This window comes from Candidatus Pelagibacter sp. PS_10_02 (assembly GCF_059418005.1).
Genome location: NZ_CM182076.1, coordinates 349,668 through 367,639, shown reverse-complemented (window position 1 = coordinate 367,639; position 17,972 = coordinate 349,668). Strand labels below are relative to the sequence as shown.

Below are 17,972 nucleotides of genomic sequence, written 5' to 3'. Positions count from 1 at the left end.
TTAAACTCTTTTTTTACCTTGAACAACTCTATCCAATATTAAAGCAACAAACAAAATAGCAATACCTGCTAGTATACCTTGTCCAACATTAGCATACTGTAAAGCCTCAAGAACATCTTGTCCTAAACCTTTTGCACCAATTAGAGATGCTACAACTACCATAGCCAAACTAAGCATTACAGTTTGGTTAACACCTGCCAAAATTGAAGGTGTGGCTAGTGGTAAATCTACTTTTCTAAGTAAATACCATTTAGTTGCACCGTAAGCGATAGCTGCCTCACGAATTGTTTCTGGCACTCCACGTAACCCTAAAACCGTAAGTCTTACAACAGGTGTACCACCAAAAATCATTGTAATAATTACTGCCGCAACCTTTCCAGTTCCAAAAAAAGCTATAACTGGAATCATAAATACAAAGGCTGGCATTGTTTGCATGAAATCCATTATGGGTCTTATTAGTGAATAAAATCTTTGTCTTCTTGCACAATAAATTCCAAGAGGAATACCAATTGCTATACTTAAAATTGCAGCAGTTCCAAGTAACGCAAGAGTTGTCATGGCTTTTACCCAAAACCCTAAAAATCCCATATAACATAAAAATCCAGTTGAGTATATTGCTGCCCTTGGTCCAGCTGATAAACCAGTAAGTGTTACAATGGCTGTTATAATTACTATCCAAGGGGTTTTAACGAATAGTAATTCTAAAAAATCTAGAACTGACCTAATACCAATTGTTATAGCAGTAAAAATTACATCTCCTTTAACAACTGCATAATCAAAAATAATTTCTATCCACTTAATTGAAAATAATCTTATTTCTGGATGGGTTGGAAACGTATCCATTAACTGAAGTAAACCTGGAAAGCTGTAATGGATAACAGTAAAAATCATTATTACAGAAGTAAAAACACTACTTAAGATATAATTTTTCATCTGCATACCTGGATCAATAGATTTATCAGATAACCATTCAGAATATTTTTTTTCCAAAATTGAATTCGCCAAAACTCCTTGAACAACCTTTACTGCTATCAATAAAATAAACCCAAAAATTGTAATCCAAATTGCTGAGGCTTCTACTCTTGTAATTTCATCAAGATAACCTTGCATAGCATCCTCTAATGATTTTATATTTCTTTTAAAAACATCAATCTTATCTGGATTATTTTCTATAGCTGCTTCTAATTGTTTATTCCTAAAAGCTATTGTACTTTTAACTTGTTCTACTTTAGCAATAGCATCTGCTGTAATATTACCAAATAAACCTCTGATGATTTGCACTACTGAAAAAGTTTCAATAATTAAAAAAGCTAATGTCCAATTCCAAACATTACGCATTCCAAACCAAACTGGACCTAAAATAAATGCAAATAGATTAAATGAAAATGAATAAGTAGGTTTACTACCAATTTTTTTAAACTCTTTAATATAGTAATTTGGATTACTTTTTACAAAATCAGTAATCAATTCATCTCTAGATGGATTTTTAACTGCTTTACTCTCCATCACTACCCTCTACAACAGCCTTGAGTAAATCAGCTTGTGTTATCACCCCAACATTTTTATTATCATTGTTAATTACTAATATTGGTTCGTCTTTAATAGAAGATTTTTCAATCAATTTATTTAGCAAATCATTTTCATAAACACTTTCTAAATCTTTGGCCAGTGATCCAAATTCTTTTTTGAATTTTTCAATTGGTTGCATGATAGATTTAGCTTGAACAATTTTTAATCTAGATATTCCTTTTACAAAATCAGCAACATAGTTATCCACTGGCTTCATTACTATTTCCTCTGGTGTTCCTATTTGAATAACTTTTCCATCTCTCATGATAGCAATTCTATGACCTACCCTAACAGCTTCATCTAAGTCATGCGTTATAAACACTGTAGTTTTTTTCATTTGTTTTGAAAGTTTGATAAATTCTGCTTGAAGTTGTCTTCTAATTAATGGATCTAATGCACTAAATGGTTCATCCATTAATAAAAAATCAGGATCGGCCGCTAAAGCTCTTGCTAATCCTACTCTTTGTTGCATTCCGCCTGATAGCTCATGAGCAAATTTATTTCCCCAGCCTTGAAGTTCTACGATATCTAAAATTTTATTAGCGGCATCTAGCCTATCATTTTTGCTTATACCTCTTATTTCAAGTGGCATTGCTATATTATCCAGTACAGATCTATGTGGCATTAAAGCAAAGTTTTGAAAAACCATACCTATTTTTTTATTTCTTAAATCTTGCAAACTTTTTGAGTCAAACTTCATCACGTCTTCATTATTGATTAAAATTTGTCCAGAGGTTGGCTCTAATAATCTATTAATATGTCTAACTAAAGTAGATTTACCACTTCCAGAAAGACCCATTACACAAAAAATCTCTCCTTTTTTAACATTAAAAGAAACATCAGATACACCAATTACTGAATTATATTTTTCTAAGGCTTCCTGTTTTGAAATACGTTGATTTTGAATAGCATTTAATGCTTCTTCAGAATTATTACCGAATATTTTCCAAACATTTTTTATTTCAATAGCTGATTCCATCAGATCCATTCGAAAATTTAATAAATTTTTTTTTAAGAAAATTACCTGGCAACTAAAAAGTTGCCAGGTAAAAATTTAATTTAACCTAAAGTCCTAACCAACCGTCAACTTTGGACTTATTATTTTTCATCCATGTTCTAGCAACAGCAGCTGGATCTTTTTTTTCAACTGAAATTTGATAGGCCATTAATGAAACATCATCTGCTGACAATTGAAAGTTCTTAAAAAATTCAACAATAGCTGGTGATTTAGCTTCTAATGAAGTTCCCCAACCAATTTGAATTTGTTTAAGAGCATCTTTCGATGCAACATAAGATTTTTTGTACCAGTCAGCATCTTCTTTGGGTTGAACCATTTTATATTTAGCTTCATCAAACTTTGGTTCTGTTAACATTACAACATCTGCCATTCCCCAAATTGCATGTGGCTTGTAACAATAAAATGCATAGCCCTCACCTTTTTTAATTGAATCAAGCACTCTTGCATTTTTAACAGCTTCTGCTGCTCTTATGCCTTCAATACCAGCATCATATAAACCGTAATCTCTAAGTTTAACTTGGTTTACATTTGCTGAAGCCCATCCATCAGCACCAATCCAAAACTCACCTTTTCCATTTCCGTCGCTGTCCATTGCTTTAACAACTTCTGGTCTAGCTAAGTCTTCAATTGCTGTAATTTTCATTTTTTTAGCAAATTGTTGAGACACACAATATCCTTGGTTTCCCTCATACGGCTTTGAACTTAACTTAAGAGTTCCTTTAGGAACTAGATCGTTAGTATAAGCCTGTTGATTAGGTAGCCAGATATCTGGGTGAACTTCTATTTCACCTTTGCTTCTATCAATTGCTGCGTAGATAGCAGTATTGTTCCCTGGAACTAATTCTGCTTCTCCACCCATTTTATCATTAACAACTGCTGCTAATAAATTTGCAATAGCTGTTGCACCTGTCCAACCTGGATCTCCAATTTTTACTTTCTCAGCAAATGTTGAAAAAGTAGCAAATAAAGAAATCAAACCAGCTACAAGTGTAGTTTTAATTATTTTCATTATCTTCTCCTATTAATTTAAAAAATAAGTCTAACGCGAATGAATAAAGTGTGTCAAAGGAAATAAAGATATAAAAAGTATATATAACTGGCCTATATTTTACAAATTTATCAAAATCAATTATGACTGATCCAGATAGTTTTTGTTTTAAGATAAGCTGTTATTTAACAGTTATTCAGGATTACTTGTAAGAGTTTTAATTTCTAAAATGTTTTCGTTAGGATCTTTTACAAAGAAAGTTTCTTGCTCATATTTAGTACCCTTAAATCTTAAATATGGTTCATCGTAATATTTAGTACCATTATCTTTTAATCTTTGTTTAAGAGCATCAAAATCTTTTCTTGATAAATGAACACCAAAGTGTGGGACAGAAACATTTCCCATATCAACATCATGTCTTTCATTTTCTAATTTATGAGCACTTGCGTGAAGAGTTAATTCATTTCCCCAAAAATCAACATCAGCCCATTCTTGAGCTGAATTATCTAATCTGCAGCCTAAAGCTTCGTTATAAAATTTTTTTGCAACTTCTAAGTCACCGCAAGGTATTGCTAGGTGAAAACAGTTGGTATTTTTGTACATATTTTTTTCTCTTTAATTAATAAATATAATGACTATATAAAGATCGCTTTTAAGTCAATCTAGCAAAAAGATAAAATGGAAAAATTTTTACAATCTATAATAGACAGAGACCCTGCTGCAAAATCAAAATTAAGTTTAATATTAACTTATCCAGGAGTTAAAGCAGTTTTTTTTCATAGAATTGCTAATTTTTTTAGCACTGCTAAATTTGATTTAATTGCTAGAATTATTTCACAATTTTCAAGATTCTTAACTGGTATTGAAATTCATCCAAAAGCAAAAATTGGAAAAAATTTATTTATTGATCATGGTATGGGAGTTGTAATTGGAGAAACTTCTGAAATTGGTGATAACGTCACTATCTATCATATGGTAACACTAGGTGGAATTGCTCCAAGTATTAATTCAAATGATCAGCGTAATATAAAGAGACATCCAACAATTGAAGATGAAGTTGTAATTGGCTCAGGTGCACAAGTATTAGGTCCTGTTAGAGTTGGAAGATGTGCAAAGATTGGTGCTAATGCAGTGATTACAAAAGATGTTCCAGAAAAAGCTGTAATGGTTGGTATACCTGCAAAAAATGTTGGTATCGCTGATAGTGAATTCAAACCTTATGGTATTACTCCAGATAGTGATACAAAATCAGATTAATGAGTAACATTCAAAATGATTTTATTTCAGGAATTGGTAATACTCCTTTAATAAAATTAAAAGCAGCATCAGAAATTACAGGGTGCAATATTTATGGTAAGGCTGAATTTTTAAATCCAGGTGGATCAGTTAAAGACAGAGCGGCCCTAGCTTTAATTAAAGACGCTCAAGAAAAAAAGTTAATTTCAAAAGGTGGAACAGTTGTTGAAGGTACAGCTGGCAATACTGGAATTGGCTTAGGACTTTTAGGAAATTCATTAGGATACAAAACAATTATTGTAATGAATGACAATCAAACTCAAGAAAAAAAAGATTTACTTAGAAATTTAGGTGCAGAACTTAGATTGGTTGCTCCAAAACCTTACAAAGATGACAATAACTTTGTAAAAATTGCAGCTAGACTTGCTGATGAGCTTAGACCATCAAACAATAATGGAGTTATCTGGGCTAATCAATTTGATAATACTGCAAATGCAAAAGGCCATTATGAGGGAACAGGACAAGAAATTTGGAAACAAACAGAAGGTAAGGTTGATGGATTTGTATGTTCATCTGGAACAGGTGGAACAATTTCAGGTGTAAGTAATGCTCTTAAGGAAAAAAATAAAGATATCAAAATATTTTTATCAGATCCAAAAGGTTCTGCTCTTTACAACTATATAAAAAATGGTGAATTAAAATCTGAAGGTGGTTCGATTACTGAAGGAATTGGTTCTAGTAGAGTTACCAAAAATTTTAAAAATGCTAAAATAGATGATGCTTATTCAATAGACGATCATGAGGCATTGCCTATTCTTTATGATCTAATTCAAAATGAAGGTTTAAGTCTTGGGACTAGCTGTGGAATTAACATAGCAGGAGCAATAAGATTAGGTAAAGAATTAGGTCCTGGAAAAACTATCGTTACAATTCTTTGTGATAAAAGTGAAAAGTACGCAACTAAAATGTTTAATAAAAAGTTCCTTGAAGAAAAAGGTTTGCCATTTCCCTCTTGGCTTTAATTAAAGAAAATTTAATCTGTGAAGTGCATCCATCCTGTAATAATATATTTTGAACCACTATTTAACACAGATCCTCTATGTGCATGAGTCCATTCAGATGGCCATATAACCGTTTTACCTTGTTGCGGTTTTATTTTTAAATCAAAATATTTAAAATCAGTTGTACCACCATCTTCAACATCATTTAAGTATGTCATCCATGCAAACAATCTATGAATTGAACTTAAATTAGTTCTTTCTGAATGGATTGATGAAAAATGATCTCCCTTTAAATATTTCTGAATGTTAAAATGACCTATGTGAACTTTTTTGGCCATAACTTTTAAAAAGGAATACTGATCTTTGTAATCCTCAAAACATTCATTTAATTTTTCAAAATATTTATTAAAGATTTGATATTTTGGTTCTTTTAAACTTTTTGGATTAATTGTGATATCTATTGTTTTTTTTACAGAATAATCTACTCCACCTGAAGTTGTTCCAATAATATGTAAATCTTTATTTTCTTCAAAAAAGTTAATTAGTTCTTTGCATAGTTTATTATCTTCTATGTTCCACAAACCAATAAAACTCTCAGATCTAAAATCGTCTATTTTAATTTTTTTCATTAATTAGTAATTATACTTATATTATTATCATTAAATTCAATAAAACCTGTTCCTTTTTTTAAATACTGTAAAGCTTCTCGGTGACAATTTTTTTTCATTAAATTTTTACTTAATAATTTGTACAAATATTCATTCTCAGGATCAAATTTGATTTCTTTTTTGCAATAATCTATCGCCTCATCAATATTGTTATTATAAGTTAAGCAAGAAGCCAATCTGTTTTTATTAATTTTTTTTTGGGGTTGTATTTTCAAAGATTTTTTAAACAACTCAATTGCTTTGTCAAACTTTCTTTGTTTTAAAAAAATATTTGCTAGATTATTAATAAAAACAATTTCTTCTTGATTAAAATTAAAACATTGAAGATAATATTTTTCAGCTTCAAAAAAATTATTCAAACTTTCATACGCTGCTCCAAGATTATTTATTGCCGGAATTATATTGGGATTAATCGATAATATTTCTCTATACAAATTAATTGATTCTTGTGTTTTTTTTTCCAAAAAAAGCTTCTCGGCTAAAGTAAATTTGGCTCTTAAATCTTGATCTGAATTCATACAATATCAATCATAAATAGACCCTAACATAAATTAAATTTTAATTAAATTTTAATTTTTATGAAACCTATAATGATTTCACTTGAAACTGGCGTAACTAAGATACCTAAATAATTATATATATTTAGCGAGATTTCATTTAAAGTTAAAGAATGAGTCTTGCTACTTCATATACATTTCTACTCCTAGCAGTTATTCTTGGAGTAACTTCTAACAGTTTTGCAAAAAGTGCCGAAGGGTTCACACTTCTATTTCCAAGTATTATTACTGGAATAACAATAGTTGCATGTATGTATGCGCTCTCAATGGTGATGAAAAATATCCCAATGGGAATTACTTATGCATCATTTGCCGGATTAACAATTATTTCAACTGTAATTGTTGGTATAATTAGATTTAATCAAATGCCAAACCTTTATTCAATGATTGGTTTGGGTTTAATTATAATAGGTGTATTAATGGTCAACTTGTTAGGAAATAATTAATTATAATTAAAAATTATAAAACTTTTTTTACAGAAAATATTGTAATGAGATTTTTTAAATTATCGAGATCCTATTACTTTGCTAGGTTGCATACAATTGATTTATTTCACATAAAGTAAAATAAATGTTTTGAATGCAATTTTTAGAAATGATATTGTCTAAATATCAATAAAGGAGGTTGATTATGAACTTATCACCACCTGACACATAACTGGTGTGATTAAATAACCAAAGACTAATTAAGATCAAAAAAATATAAAGTCCATTATTATGGATTTTGGCGTATACCGCTAACTTACAGGGGAACTCTTTTGGAGCTTTCTGAAAGGGTGAACCCCTTAAAAGATAAGTTAAAATATAGATGGTAAGACGTGAGTACCATCATCATCTAAAGTAATATCAAATTCTTCTACAACATTAGATAAGTCAAGTGGTGAATATAAATGGGGAAACATAGTTCCATCAGAGGCTTGTTCCCAAACTAAATGATCTAACTTTAAAGTATCAACCTTTAATAAAATTAAATCATTTTGATTTTGGTAAAATTTTTTAAGAGTTCCTGCAACTTGGTCATCACCTGAAAAATGAATAAAGCCATCCTCTAAATCTTTTTTAGAACCTATTAATTGACCTATACTTTTAACTTCTTGCCACTCAGACTTAGTACATATTTTATAAACAAACTTAAAGTTCATTTAAAATTTATATTATTCAGTGAGGATGATGACAATAAGAAACTTCCCCTTGCGGGGAAGTTTATATTAACTACCTAATAGAGAGAGAAGATAATGTTAATTTTTGAATTCTAAAAATTCTTTATAGACGGCTCATCAAAATATTAAAACGATATATTATCTTTATAGGTATGATAATATTGAATATCTTATTTTATCTGTTCACTTAATGAATGTTTACCAGGAAGAGTTCGGTTGACTTAAAAACTCTATCTCTTCAGGAGTAGATTTTCTTCCTAATACTATGTTTCGATGAGGATATCGATGAAATTTCTTAATTGCTAATGTGTGATCTTTCCAAAATTTTTTTATAGAAACTAAGTCTGGATGATCTTTTAAATATTTATCGAGTAAATAGTAGGCCATATCATGGTCGGTTATTTCTTCACTATGAATAAGTGGCAATAGCATAAAAAATCTTTGCTCTTGGTCCATTTCATCTAAAAATCCTGCATAAACAGAATCATTAACTATTAACCTTGCTTTATGATCTTGGCTAAAGGCTTTTGGGTCATCTCTAAACATATTTCTTGAAAATTGGTCAAATAAAATAACTAAAGCTAATGAACCAAGGGGGCTATCTTGCCAATCATCATACTCATTGGAACCTGCCAGTTCATAATCTTTTAAAAAATTATTTTTTATTAGTGCATCAAAATCTTTATGTTTTTGAAATCTTTTTTTTGATGGGGTTTCTTTAAACCAAAAATCTAATATTTTTTTAGCTCTTGTATGCATTTATTTTGAAATAGGTTTTAAAAGTTTAAGCATTTTATTGTGAATAGATTGATTAGCTGAAACTAAAATATTTCCTGCGTTAACTGCATTTCTATTATTCCAAGTTGTAACAATTCCTCCTGAAGCTTTTATAATTGGCATCAATGGGTGAATATCCCAAATTTTATTATTAGCTTGAAAAACAACATCAATTTTTCCCTCACATAAATGAGAGTAACTTAATGCGTCTGCAGATGGAAATTGCATTAATTTTAAAACTTTTGGAATTCTACTTTGCTGCTTAAGAGAGACTGCTCCATGAAATGCTCCTGATACTTTAATTTGACTAAATAGTATTTTTTTTGAAACAGAAATTTTTCTTTTTTTACCTTTTTCAAAAACAAAAGAATTTTTATTATCAAAGTTTAAATAATATTTATTTAATATCGGAAAATTTGCTAAACCCACAACTGGTATGCCTTTAAAATTAAGAGATATTAAATTACTCCAAGTTGGGTTACCTATTACAAATGATCTTGTCCCATCAATCGGGTCTATCACCCATGTAAAGTCACTAGTTGATTTTTTGTGACCAAACTCTTCACCTATAACTTGATGATTTGGAAATTTTTTTTTAATTTTTAATCTAATAAATTTTTCAAATGCTTTGTCGGATGTTGTAACAGGGTCATACCCTTTGCCTTTAAGCTTGTTGGATATTGCAAAAGTTTTATTAAGTTTTGAATAATAAAATTTATTTAAATCTTTTGCTAAAGTATTTAAAAAGTTTGAATATAATTTGTACTCTTTCACACTTAATAAGCTCATTATGTTATGTTCTCAATTTGACTTTCTGCTTCTTTAATTGATTTTTCATAATCTATAGCCAATTGATCAGCAGCAATAATATCTATCTTTTTTATACCAAAAAAATTTAAAACATGGGTTAACCAAGGTGTTAAAAAATCATCCTGACTATTAATCTTTGTGCCACCAGAGGTAATTATGAGATAAACCTGTTTGTCTTCAAGCAAGCCTACCCTGCTTCCGTCTTCATTATATTTAAATGTCTCTTTAACTCTTGCAGCCAAATCTGCCCAGGCTTTTAGCGTTGCAGGCGGACCAAAATTATAAATTGGTACGGAAATTATAATTGTGTCACTTTCTTTTAACTCCATGACTAGTTTATCTGACATTTCAAACATTTTCTTATGTTGCTCTGTTTGCTCACCTTCTGGAATTTTCATTCCAGACTCTGTTAAATTAGAAATAAAAATCATTTGATCATTAAGATCTCGATAAACAACCTCATCTTCTGGTTTTTTTATTTTGTCTAATAATTTTTTTGCTAAAGCTCTTGAAGTAGAACCTTCTTTTCTAGCACTAGTATCAATTTGATATATTTTCATGAATTAACTGTTTCGGATAGTTCTAACCGAAATTTTGTAAAAAAGGCAAATAATTTAAAATATAGTATCCAAGAATTTGTAATTGATTTGTTAAAATCAAAATTCCTGTAATTAAAAGTATTATGCCACCCCCTTTAGTTACTAAATTAATATTTTTTTTAAAATTCTTTGAAAATAATAGAAACCTTTGCATCAAATACCCTGATAAAACAAAAGGTATGGCAAGTCCTAAAGAGTAAAAGCTTAAAAGTATAATTGCTCTATAAATTGTTTCCTCTGTTGAAGCTAAAGCAAGTATTGATCCTAAAATAGGTCCTATGCAAGGTGTCCATCCAAAACCAAATGCCATTCCTATAATAAATACAAAGAATATATTATTTGATTTTTTTGTATAAAATTTCTTCTCAATATTAAGAAATTTAATATTTAAAATACCAATCAATTGAAGTGAGAAAATAACTATTATACTTCCAGCAATAAGTCTTAGGATTTGTGAATTTTGTAAAAGAATTTGTCCTAAAAAGGATGCAGTTGCTCCAAAAATAATAAAAACAAAAGAGAAGCCAAGTGAAAAAATTATTAATGGCAATAAATTAATTTTTTTATTTTCTAAAATTTCATTTAATGAACTTCCAGTAACAAAAGAAACATAACCAGGTATTAATGGTAAAACACAAGGTGATAAAAAACTAATAAGACCTGCTCCTAGCGCAACGACTAATTCTATCATATCAAATTATTCTTTTATAACCTTAATATTTTGTTTTCCAAGATTATCGACCGAAAGTTCCATTTCATCTCCATCTTTTAAAAAAATAGGAGGTGTCATTCCAAGACCCACTCCCGGCGGTGTTCCTGTTGTCACTATATCACCAGGCATTAATGTTATAAAACTTGTAATATGCGCAATTAAAAAATTAAAATTAAAAATCATCTGGCTTGTATTTCCTGTTTGATGTCTATTACCATTAACATCTAGCGTTAAACTCAAGTTATTAACATCCTCTATCTCATCTTTTGTCACTAAATATGGGCCTAAAGGTCCAAAGGTATCGCCAGATTTTCCTTTAACCCATTGACCACCTTTTTCTTTTTGCCACTCTCTCTCACTTATATCGTTACAAATGCAGTATCCAAAAACATAATCTTGTGCATCTTTTTCTATAACTCTTTTTGCTTTTTTTCCTATTACAAAAGCAATTTCAACTTCATGGTCTAATTTCTTTGAGTTCTTAGGTATAATTACATTGTCATTTGGTCCTATAATTGAATGAACAGATTTATTAAATAATACTGGATGCTCAGGTGGCTTTGCCCCAGTTTCTTTTGCATGCTCAGTATAATTCAATCCAATAGCAAAAAAATTTCCTGGTTGAGTAATACAGGATCCTATTCTTTCACTTCGATCTATCTCTTCTAGATTTTCTAAATTTATTTTCTTTAATTTATCAAGAGTTTTAAAATTAATATTTTCTGGATTCAAGTCTTTAATAATTGATGATAAATTTCTAAATTTTCCATTTTTATCTATAGCTACTGGAACTTCCTGGCCAATTTTTCCTATTCTTAATAATTTCATTCTATTTTTTATTTATTTTTTCAATTGCATTGTATAAAGAGCTATGATCAGTATTTCCATGTCCATCAGCCACAAGGTCTTTATACATTTCTTTTATTAAGCTCGAAATAGGCAAATGAGTCTCTACTGCCTTTCCTGCATTAACAATATTAGTCATATCTTTTAGTTGTGTTGTTGTTTTCCCTTTTGGTGTAAAATCTTTATCAATCATTCTTTTTCCGTGTGTTTGCAGTATTTTGCTATCAGCCCAACCTCCTGATAAAGCTTCAATCATTTTATTAGGATTAGTTCCTGATTTTTCACATAATGTAATTGCTTCTGCAACTGCTCCAATAGTAACGCCTACAATAATTTGATTAGCTAATTTGGATATTTGACCTGATGATACTGGGCCAACTAATGTTGGGTTGCCCATTTTTTTTAGTAACTCATAACAGTTATTAAACGTTTCTTCATCACCACCAACCATTATAGCTAAAGTTGCCTCTTCAGCTCCTATTGTTCCACCTGAAACTGGGGCATCTAAATAATTTATTTTTTTTTCTTTTAATTTTTTTGAATACTTTATAGTCAAAGCTGGATTAACCGAACTCATATCAATAACAGTAGCTCCTTCTTTTATATTAGAAATAAATTCTTCACTACTCATAACTTTTTCTACTGCAGCATCGTCTGTAAGCATCGTAATTATCACATCTGAATTTGTTACAGCATCCTTAATTGATGTGGATATTTCTGCTCCAAACTCTTTTAGTTTATCTGATTTATTTTGAGTTCTATTAAATGCTTTTAAATTATAGCCAGATTTAAGAAGATTTTTGGCCATAGGAAATCCCATGAGACCAATTCCAATAAATCCAATATTTTTCATCTAAAGTTTTTGAAATGTTAACCTTTTATACCGAGGTGTGTATATTTAACATTTAGATAGTCTTTAATTGCCATCGAACCACCTTCTCTTCCATATCCACTCTGCTTTATTCCACCAAATGGTGCCTCGGCAATTGCAACAAATCCTGTGTTAACAGCAACAGATCCTGTTTCCAATTGTTCAGATGCTAAATGAGCAGTCTCCATTGAGTTGGTGCAAACATAACTACAAAGTCCAAGCTCATGATTATTTGCTCTTTCGATTACTTCATCAAATGATTTAAATGATAACATTGGAACCAATGGTCCAAAAGGTTCTTCTTTCATAATGGTAAAATCATCTTTTACATCATCAAAAATTGTTGGTTCATAAAAAAACCCTTTATTGAATCCTGCGGGTCTTTTTCCACCCAATAAAACTTTAGCTCCTTCTTGCTTTGTTTTTTCAACTAGTGTTTCAATTTCATTCAATCTTTTTTGAGTTGTTAAAGGACCTAATTGAGTATCGGGATCCATACCATTACCAATTTTTAACTTTTTAGTCTTCTCTACAAATAGATCAATAAATTCATCTTTCTTCTTTTCATGAATATAAAATCTATTAGGAGAAATGCATACTTGACCATTATTTCTAAATTTTGCAGCTATAGCCATATCAGCTGCTTTTTTAATATCAGCATCATCAAAGACTATAAATGGTGAATGACCACTTAATTCCATTGTTACTCTTTGAACTTTATCAGCGGCTTGTTTTAATATTAGTTTTCCTACTCTTACAGAGCCAGTAATAGAAATCTTCTTAATAATATCTGATTGAATTAATTGAGATGCAATACTTGGAGGGTCACCTGATAAAAGATTAACTGCTCCAGGAGGAACACCACATTCTCTACAAATATCAACTAACTCCATTACAACACCAGGGGTGATTGTATCAGGTTTAATAATTACCGAACAACCGGCAGCAAGTGCAGTAGATATTTTTCTAGCTGCTAAAATAAGTGGAAAATTCCACGGCGATAATGCTGCTACAACTCCAACCGGTTGATAATAAACATGCACTCTAGTATCTTCAAATCTACTTTCAATAGTTTGTCCAAAAATTCTTTTTGTCTCTTCAGCATTCCATTCAAAAATGTCTGCTGCTCCATTTGTTTCACCAACACCTTCTGCTAAAGGCTTTCCATTTTCTAAAGTCATCCATTTGGCTAATACATCTTTTTTCTCTCGAAGTTTATCTGCTATACGTCTAAGAATATAAGATCTGTTCCAAGGTGTTGTTTTTTTCCAGACTTGTAATCCTTTTTCAGCTGACTTTAATGCTTTATCAACATCAGCAGATGTTGCTTTAGAAGCATGACCTAAAACTTCTTCTGTCGCTGGATTGATAACCTCATAAGTTCCCTTGTCTGTTGAAGGAGACCAGTTACCATCGATGAATTGTCCAAATTTTTCGTACATTATTTGCTAAATATAGAATTGATTTTATAAAATTTTGTCTCAATTATCTAACAAATATGTTTTAATGTTTCAATTTAATAATGTAATTAAAATTAGATGAAAGCACTTACTGATACTTTTGGAAGAAAATTCCCCTACATAAGATTATCGATTACAGATGTGTGTAATTACAGCTGCACTTATTGCTTGCCTCAAGGTTATAAAAAAACACCTGGAGATACGAGAAGCTTTATGTCTGCCGAAGAAATATCCAGATTAACAAAAGCGTTATCTGAATTAGGTGTCTGTAAAATTAGATTAACTGGTGGAGAGCCAACGGTTAGAAAAGATTTTTTTGATATCCTTAAAGATATGAAACAAAATTCAAATATTCCCAAAGTAACAATGACGACTAATGGTTATCGTTTGGACAAAATTGCAGAACAATTATCTGAAGCTGGCTTAGATGGAATAAATATTAGTATAGACAGTTTAAATAGAAAAACTTTTAAAAAACTAACAGGACATGATAGGCTTGAAGAAATTTTAGAAGGTATAAAGACTTTACAAAAATTAAATTTTAAAAATATCAAAATTAATGCTGTTTTACTTAAGGGTGTTAATGATAACCCTGATGAGTTTAATAAATTTGGAAATTTTATAAAAAATAACAAAATTGACTTTAGATTTATAGAATTGATGCAAACTGGTGATAATTTTGAATATTTTAAGAAAAATCATGTTTCTTCTAATTTATTCAAAGATTATTTAGAGAAAAATAATTGGATCCCTCAAACTTATGGGAAAGACGCAGGCCCTTCATTAAATTTTATACATCCAGAATTTAAAGGTAAATTTGGATTAATTGCTCCTTACACTAAAGATTTTTGTCAAACATGTAACAGATTGCGAATTACCTCAAGAGGTGATTTGAGATTATGTTTGTTTGGTAATACTGGAATTAGTATTAGACATTTACTGCAAGACGATGCTCAAAAAGATGAACTTGTAAATCTTATTATAAAACAATTGCATCTTAAAAAAGAGTCACATTATTTAGAATTAGGTGAAACTGGAATTACTCCTAATTTATCAAGTACCGGGGGATAAATGAAAAACTTAAAAATTATAAATGAAGAAAATTTAAAAGATTGGGCAAAAGAAATTTTTCAAAAAAACTCTTTTAATATGGTTGATGTTTCATCTAAAAAAGAAACATTCCGTAGAGCTTTGGCTTCTGGAAAAATTTATGTTGGAAAAGAAGTTTTTAATTTAATTAAAGATAAAAAAATGCCCAAAGGTGATCCAATTACTTTAGCTGAGGTATCAGCTGTACTAGGTGTTAAAAAAACTAGTGAATTAATTCCTTTATGTCACCCTCTTCCAATTGATCACACTGCTACTAAAATAATTATGAATGAAGTTGATAGCTCATTGGAAGTTTTTTGTGTTGTGTCAGCGGTAGCTAAAACAGGTGTTGAGATGGAAGCAATCATGGGAGTTAATGCTGCATTAATAACCATTTATGATTTAAGTAAAATAGTAAATCCTCATCTTAAAATTGATAATGTTAAGTTATTAATTAAAGAAGGTGGAAAAAGTGGATTATGGACTAATCCAGATGGATTACCTGAATTTCTTAAAAATATTTTTTAATATTTAATGTCTGTTTATTTAAGTTCTCAAAAAGTTATCAAAGATTGGATCGATTACAACGATCATATGAATGTTTCATATTATCTTTTAATGTTTGATAAATATGGTGCTGATACTCTAAATAATATCTTTAAAATGGGTGAACACTCTGCAAAGACAACTAAGAAAAGTACAATGATTGTAGAGTCTCATATAACTTACAATCAAGAACTCCAACTAAATGATAAGGTTGATATTAATTGTGTTTTTTTTGATCATGATAAAAAAAGACTTCAATATAAAATGGAAATGATACATAAAGAAAAAAAATTCCTAGCCTCAACAATTGAAATTCTTGCTTTATATGTAGATCTTAATGAAAGAAAAGTTGCTGAATTTGAGGAAGAAAAAGTAAAGATTATGGATGACTTTATTAATAAAAATAAATCTGAGTTCAAAGATAAAGACTTAAAATTTTCATCTAAATTAAAAAAATGAAAATCAAATTAGAATTATTTGGAGTAAGTAGAGATTTTAGTGATAAAGATCACTTAGAATTAAATATTAAAGATAAAGCTTCAATAGATGATTTAAGGAATGAAATTATCAAATATATAGACAAAAATTTTCAAGGTAACGAAGACTTCATTAAAGTTGTAAAATCTTCTGCTTTTTGTTCTGAAAATAATGAAATAATTAGCGACAATTATAAAATCACAAAAAATCAAAAGATTGGTATTATACCACCTATCGGAGGAGGTTAATGCTTCATACAAAAATAGTAGATTATAAAAAAGATAAAATACTAACTTCAAACGCTGAAAAATTTATTAAAGATTCTATGTTTGGAGCATCAATTTATTTTTTAGGTACTGTAAGAAGTATTAATGATAATAAAAAAGTTATTGGAATTACTTATGATAGCCATGACGAAATGGTGATCAAAAGTTTTGAAGAAATTTACAATGAAGCAGATCAAAAACTTGATATTAAAGATAAAGCTGTATTTATTGAACATGCAAAAGGTCATCTAAAATTAGGTGAAATAAGTATTATTATCGCAGTTGCTTGCAAACATCGTGATCAAGCTTATGTGCTTTCAAGATATATAATTGAAGAAATTAAAAAAAGATCTCCGATTTGGAAAAAAGAACATTATGAAAATGAAGAAAGTAAATGGTTAAAAGGAAATCCTATTGCTAATGAAAAAGTTTAAATATTCAGAGATAACTCCCGAAAAAATTTATAACAAAAGAAGATCTTTTATAAAGTCTATGGGCTATGGTTTGAGTGCACTTACCTTTAGTTCAGTTCCACTAATTAATGCTAAAGCAAATAATTTAAATGAGCCAACTAGTTATAAAGATATAACTACATATAACAATTTCTATGAATTTGGTACTGGCAAAGGTGATCCCCATAGACGAGCAAAAAATTTTACTACAAGACCCTGGACTGTTAAAATTGAAGGTGAAGTTGAAAAGTCAATTGAACTTCCAATTGAGGAAATTCTAGATATCAAATCTGAAGAGAGAATCCTAAAACTTCGATGTGTTGAAGGTTGGTCTATGGTAATTCCTTGGTTGGGCTTTTCATTAAGTGAATTACTTAACAAAGTTCAGGTTAAATCAACTGCAAAGTTTGTAGAATTTGAAACAGTTTATAATCCAGAAGAGATGGTTGGACAGAGATATCCTGTTTTAAACTGGCCTTACATTGAAGGTTTGAGATTAGATGAAGCAATGCATCCTCTAACAACTGTTGTAACTGGTTTATACGGCAAGTCACTACCAAATCAAAATGGTGCACCTTTAAGAATATTTATTCCGTGGAAGTATGGTTTTAAGAGTGCAAAATCAATTGTCAAAATCAAATTAACAAAAAATATGCCAAATACTGCTTGGAAAAATGCTTCACCACGAGAATATGGTTTTTACTCAAATGTAAATCCTGAAGTGGATCATCCAAGATGGTCTCAAGCAACTGAAAGAGTAATTGGGGAAAGTATATTAGCTCCAAGAATAGAAACTTTAATGTTCAATGGTTATGGGGATGAGGTTGCTCATCTTTATAGCGGTATGGACCTTAAAAAAAATTATTAGATA

At 29.9% G+C, this 17,972-nt stretch carries 23 protein-coding genes; 9 read left to right on the top strand and 14 right to left on the bottom strand.

All coding sequences use genetic code 11. From position 1 onward, the window contains the following. The 4 genes from AC5SL1_RS01975 to AC5SL1_RS01960 all read right to left on the bottom strand — a co-directional run bounded on the left by AC5SL1_RS01975 (position 1) and on the right by AC5SL1_RS01960 (position 4,178). Positions 1–1,506 (bottom strand): ABC transporter permease, encoded by a 1,506-nt coding sequence (locus AC5SL1_RS01975; protein WP_494600099.1) that lies wholly within the window; start codon positions 1,504–1,506, stop codon positions 1–3. After that, positions 1,496–2,548: a quaternary amine ABC transporter ATP-binding protein gene (locus tag AC5SL1_RS01970; RefSeq protein ID WP_494580792.1), complete on the bottom strand. Its 1,053-nt coding sequence runs from the start codon at positions 2,546–2,548 to the stop codon at positions 1,496–1,498. Before AC5SL1_RS01970 ends, AC5SL1_RS01975 begins: the two co-directional genes overlap by 11 nt. An 85-nt stretch (positions 2,549–2,633) precedes the next feature. Next, on the bottom strand, positions 2,634–3,596 hold the full coding sequence (locus AC5SL1_RS01965; protein WP_494580432.1) for an ABC transporter substrate-binding protein: 963 nt from the start codon (positions 3,594–3,596) through the stop codon (positions 2,634–2,636). A gap of 171 nt (positions 3,597–3,767) precedes the next feature. Next, complete coding sequence (locus AC5SL1_RS01960; RefSeq protein ID WP_494573498.1) at positions 3,768–4,178, bottom strand: VOC family protein; 411 nt, start codon at positions 4,176–4,178, stop codon at positions 3,768–3,770. A gap of 75 nt (positions 4,179–4,253) precedes the next feature. Here AC5SL1_RS01960 and epsC point away from each other — a divergent pair, with 75 nt between their 5' ends. Both epsC and AC5SL1_RS01950 read left to right on the top strand, forming a co-directional pair. Further along, positions 4,254–4,832 carry a serine O-acetyltransferase EpsC gene (gene epsC / locus AC5SL1_RS01955; protein WP_494600098.1) on the top strand — a complete coding sequence of 193 codons (579 nt, stop codon included), beginning with the start codon at positions 4,254–4,256 and terminating at the stop codon, positions 4,830–4,832. Then, on the top strand, positions 4,832–5,833 hold the full coding sequence (locus AC5SL1_RS01950; RefSeq protein WP_494600097.1) for a cysteine synthase A: 1,002 nt from the start codon (positions 4,832–4,834) through the stop codon (positions 5,831–5,833). Before epsC ends, AC5SL1_RS01950 begins: the two co-directional genes overlap by 1 nt. Positions 5,834–5,844: 11 nt before the next feature. Here the strand turns inward: AC5SL1_RS01950 and AC5SL1_RS01945 are convergent, their stop codons facing one another. After that, positions 5,845–6,441, bottom strand: a complete 597-nt coding sequence (locus tag AC5SL1_RS01945; protein ID WP_494580427.1) for a 2OG-Fe(II) oxygenase — start codon at positions 6,439–6,441, stop codon at positions 5,845–5,847. Continuing rightward, positions 6,441–6,998 carry a tetratricopeptide repeat protein gene (locus tag AC5SL1_RS01940; protein WP_494600096.1) on the bottom strand — a complete coding sequence of 186 codons (558 nt, stop codon included), beginning with the start codon at positions 6,996–6,998 and terminating at the stop codon, positions 6,441–6,443. Before AC5SL1_RS01940 ends, AC5SL1_RS01945 begins: the two co-directional genes overlap by 1 nt. A 152-nt stretch (positions 6,999–7,150) precedes the next feature. Between AC5SL1_RS01940 and AC5SL1_RS01935 the strand changes: the two genes are divergently transcribed. Then, a complete protein-coding gene (locus AC5SL1_RS01935) occupies positions 7,151–7,483 on the top strand; it encodes a DMT family transporter (RefSeq protein WP_494600095.1) in 333 nt (110 codons plus the stop codon). Positions 7,484–7,833: 350 nt separating this feature from the next. Here the strand turns inward: AC5SL1_RS01935 and AC5SL1_RS01930 are convergent, their stop codons facing one another. The 8 genes from AC5SL1_RS01930 to AC5SL1_RS01895 all read right to left on the bottom strand — a co-directional run bounded on the left by AC5SL1_RS01930 (position 7,834) and on the right by AC5SL1_RS01895 (position 14,253). Then, complete coding sequence (locus AC5SL1_RS01930) at positions 7,834–8,178, bottom strand: DUF952 domain-containing protein (RefSeq protein WP_494600094.1); 345 nt, start codon at positions 8,176–8,178, stop codon at positions 7,834–7,836. 216 nt (positions 8,179–8,394) lie between these two features. After that, on the bottom strand, positions 8,395–8,955 hold the full coding sequence (locus AC5SL1_RS01925; protein WP_494600093.1) for a DUF924 family protein: 561 nt from the start codon (positions 8,953–8,955) through the stop codon (positions 8,395–8,397). Next, on the bottom strand, positions 8,956–9,762 hold the full coding sequence (locus AC5SL1_RS01920; protein ID WP_494600092.1) for an inositol monophosphatase family protein: 807 nt from the start codon (positions 9,760–9,762) through the stop codon (positions 8,956–8,958). Further along, positions 9,762–10,343: an FMN-dependent NADH-azoreductase gene (locus AC5SL1_RS01915; protein ID WP_494600091.1), complete on the bottom strand. Its 582-nt coding sequence runs from the start codon at positions 10,341–10,343 to the stop codon at positions 9,762–9,764. The genes AC5SL1_RS01920 and AC5SL1_RS01915 overlap by 1 nt, the downstream gene beginning before the upstream one ends. Positions 10,344–10,365: 22 nt before the next feature. Beyond that, the gene (locus tag AC5SL1_RS01910; RefSeq protein ID WP_494600090.1) at positions 10,366–11,073 is read right to left on the bottom strand and encodes a cytochrome c biogenesis CcdA family protein; all 708 of its coding nucleotides are present in this window, start codon (positions 11,071–11,073) and stop codon (positions 10,366–10,368) included. Between the two features lie 6 nt (positions 11,074–11,079). Further along, the gene (locus tag AC5SL1_RS01905) at positions 11,080–11,922 is read right to left on the bottom strand and encodes a fumarylacetoacetate hydrolase family protein (RefSeq protein WP_494600089.1); all 843 of its coding nucleotides are present in this window, start codon (positions 11,920–11,922) and stop codon (positions 11,080–11,082) included. 1 nt (position 11,923) lies between these two features. Then, positions 11,924–12,793 (bottom strand): NAD(P)-dependent oxidoreductase, encoded by an 870-nt coding sequence (locus tag AC5SL1_RS01900; RefSeq protein ID WP_494600088.1) that lies wholly within the window; start codon positions 12,791–12,793, stop codon positions 11,924–11,926. 17 nt (positions 12,794–12,810) lie between these two features. Then, a complete protein-coding gene (locus AC5SL1_RS01895; RefSeq protein WP_494600087.1) occupies positions 12,811–14,253 on the bottom strand; it encodes an NAD-dependent succinate-semialdehyde dehydrogenase in 1,443 nt (480 codons plus the stop codon). Positions 14,254–14,349: 96 nt separating this feature from the next. Between AC5SL1_RS01895 and moaA the strand changes: the two genes are divergently transcribed. Genes moaA through msrP form a run of 6 tightly spaced genes read left to right on the top strand, consistent with a single transcriptional unit; the run spans position 14,350 to position 17,969 of the window. Then, positions 14,350–15,342: a GTP 3',8-cyclase MoaA gene (gene moaA, locus AC5SL1_RS01890; RefSeq protein WP_494600086.1), complete on the top strand. Its 993-nt coding sequence runs from the start codon at positions 14,350–14,352 to the stop codon at positions 15,340–15,342. Beyond that, positions 15,343–15,888 carry a cyclic pyranopterin monophosphate synthase MoaC gene (gene moaC / locus AC5SL1_RS01885; RefSeq protein WP_494600085.1) on the top strand — a complete coding sequence of 182 codons (546 nt, stop codon included), beginning with the start codon at positions 15,343–15,345 and terminating at the stop codon, positions 15,886–15,888. 6 nt (positions 15,889–15,894) lie between these two features. After that, a complete protein-coding gene (locus tag AC5SL1_RS01880; protein ID WP_494600084.1) occupies positions 15,895–16,365 on the top strand; it encodes a thioesterase family protein in 471 nt (156 codons plus the stop codon). Then, complete coding sequence (locus AC5SL1_RS01875) at positions 16,362–16,631, top strand: MoaD/ThiS family protein (protein WP_494600083.1); 270 nt, start codon at positions 16,362–16,364, stop codon at positions 16,629–16,631. Before AC5SL1_RS01880 ends, AC5SL1_RS01875 begins: the two co-directional genes overlap by 4 nt. Continuing rightward, positions 16,631–17,083 (top strand): molybdopterin synthase catalytic subunit, encoded by a 453-nt coding sequence (locus tag AC5SL1_RS01870; protein WP_494600082.1) that lies wholly within the window; start codon positions 16,631–16,633, stop codon positions 17,081–17,083. Before AC5SL1_RS01875 ends, AC5SL1_RS01870 begins: the two co-directional genes overlap by 1 nt. After that, entirely contained in the window at positions 17,070–17,969 is a 900-nt protein-coding gene (gene msrP / locus AC5SL1_RS01865) for a protein-methionine-sulfoxide reductase catalytic subunit MsrP (RefSeq protein ID WP_494600081.1), read from the top strand. The genes AC5SL1_RS01870 and msrP overlap by 14 nt, the downstream gene beginning before the upstream one ends. Positions 17,970–17,972: the final 3 nt, after the last annotated feature.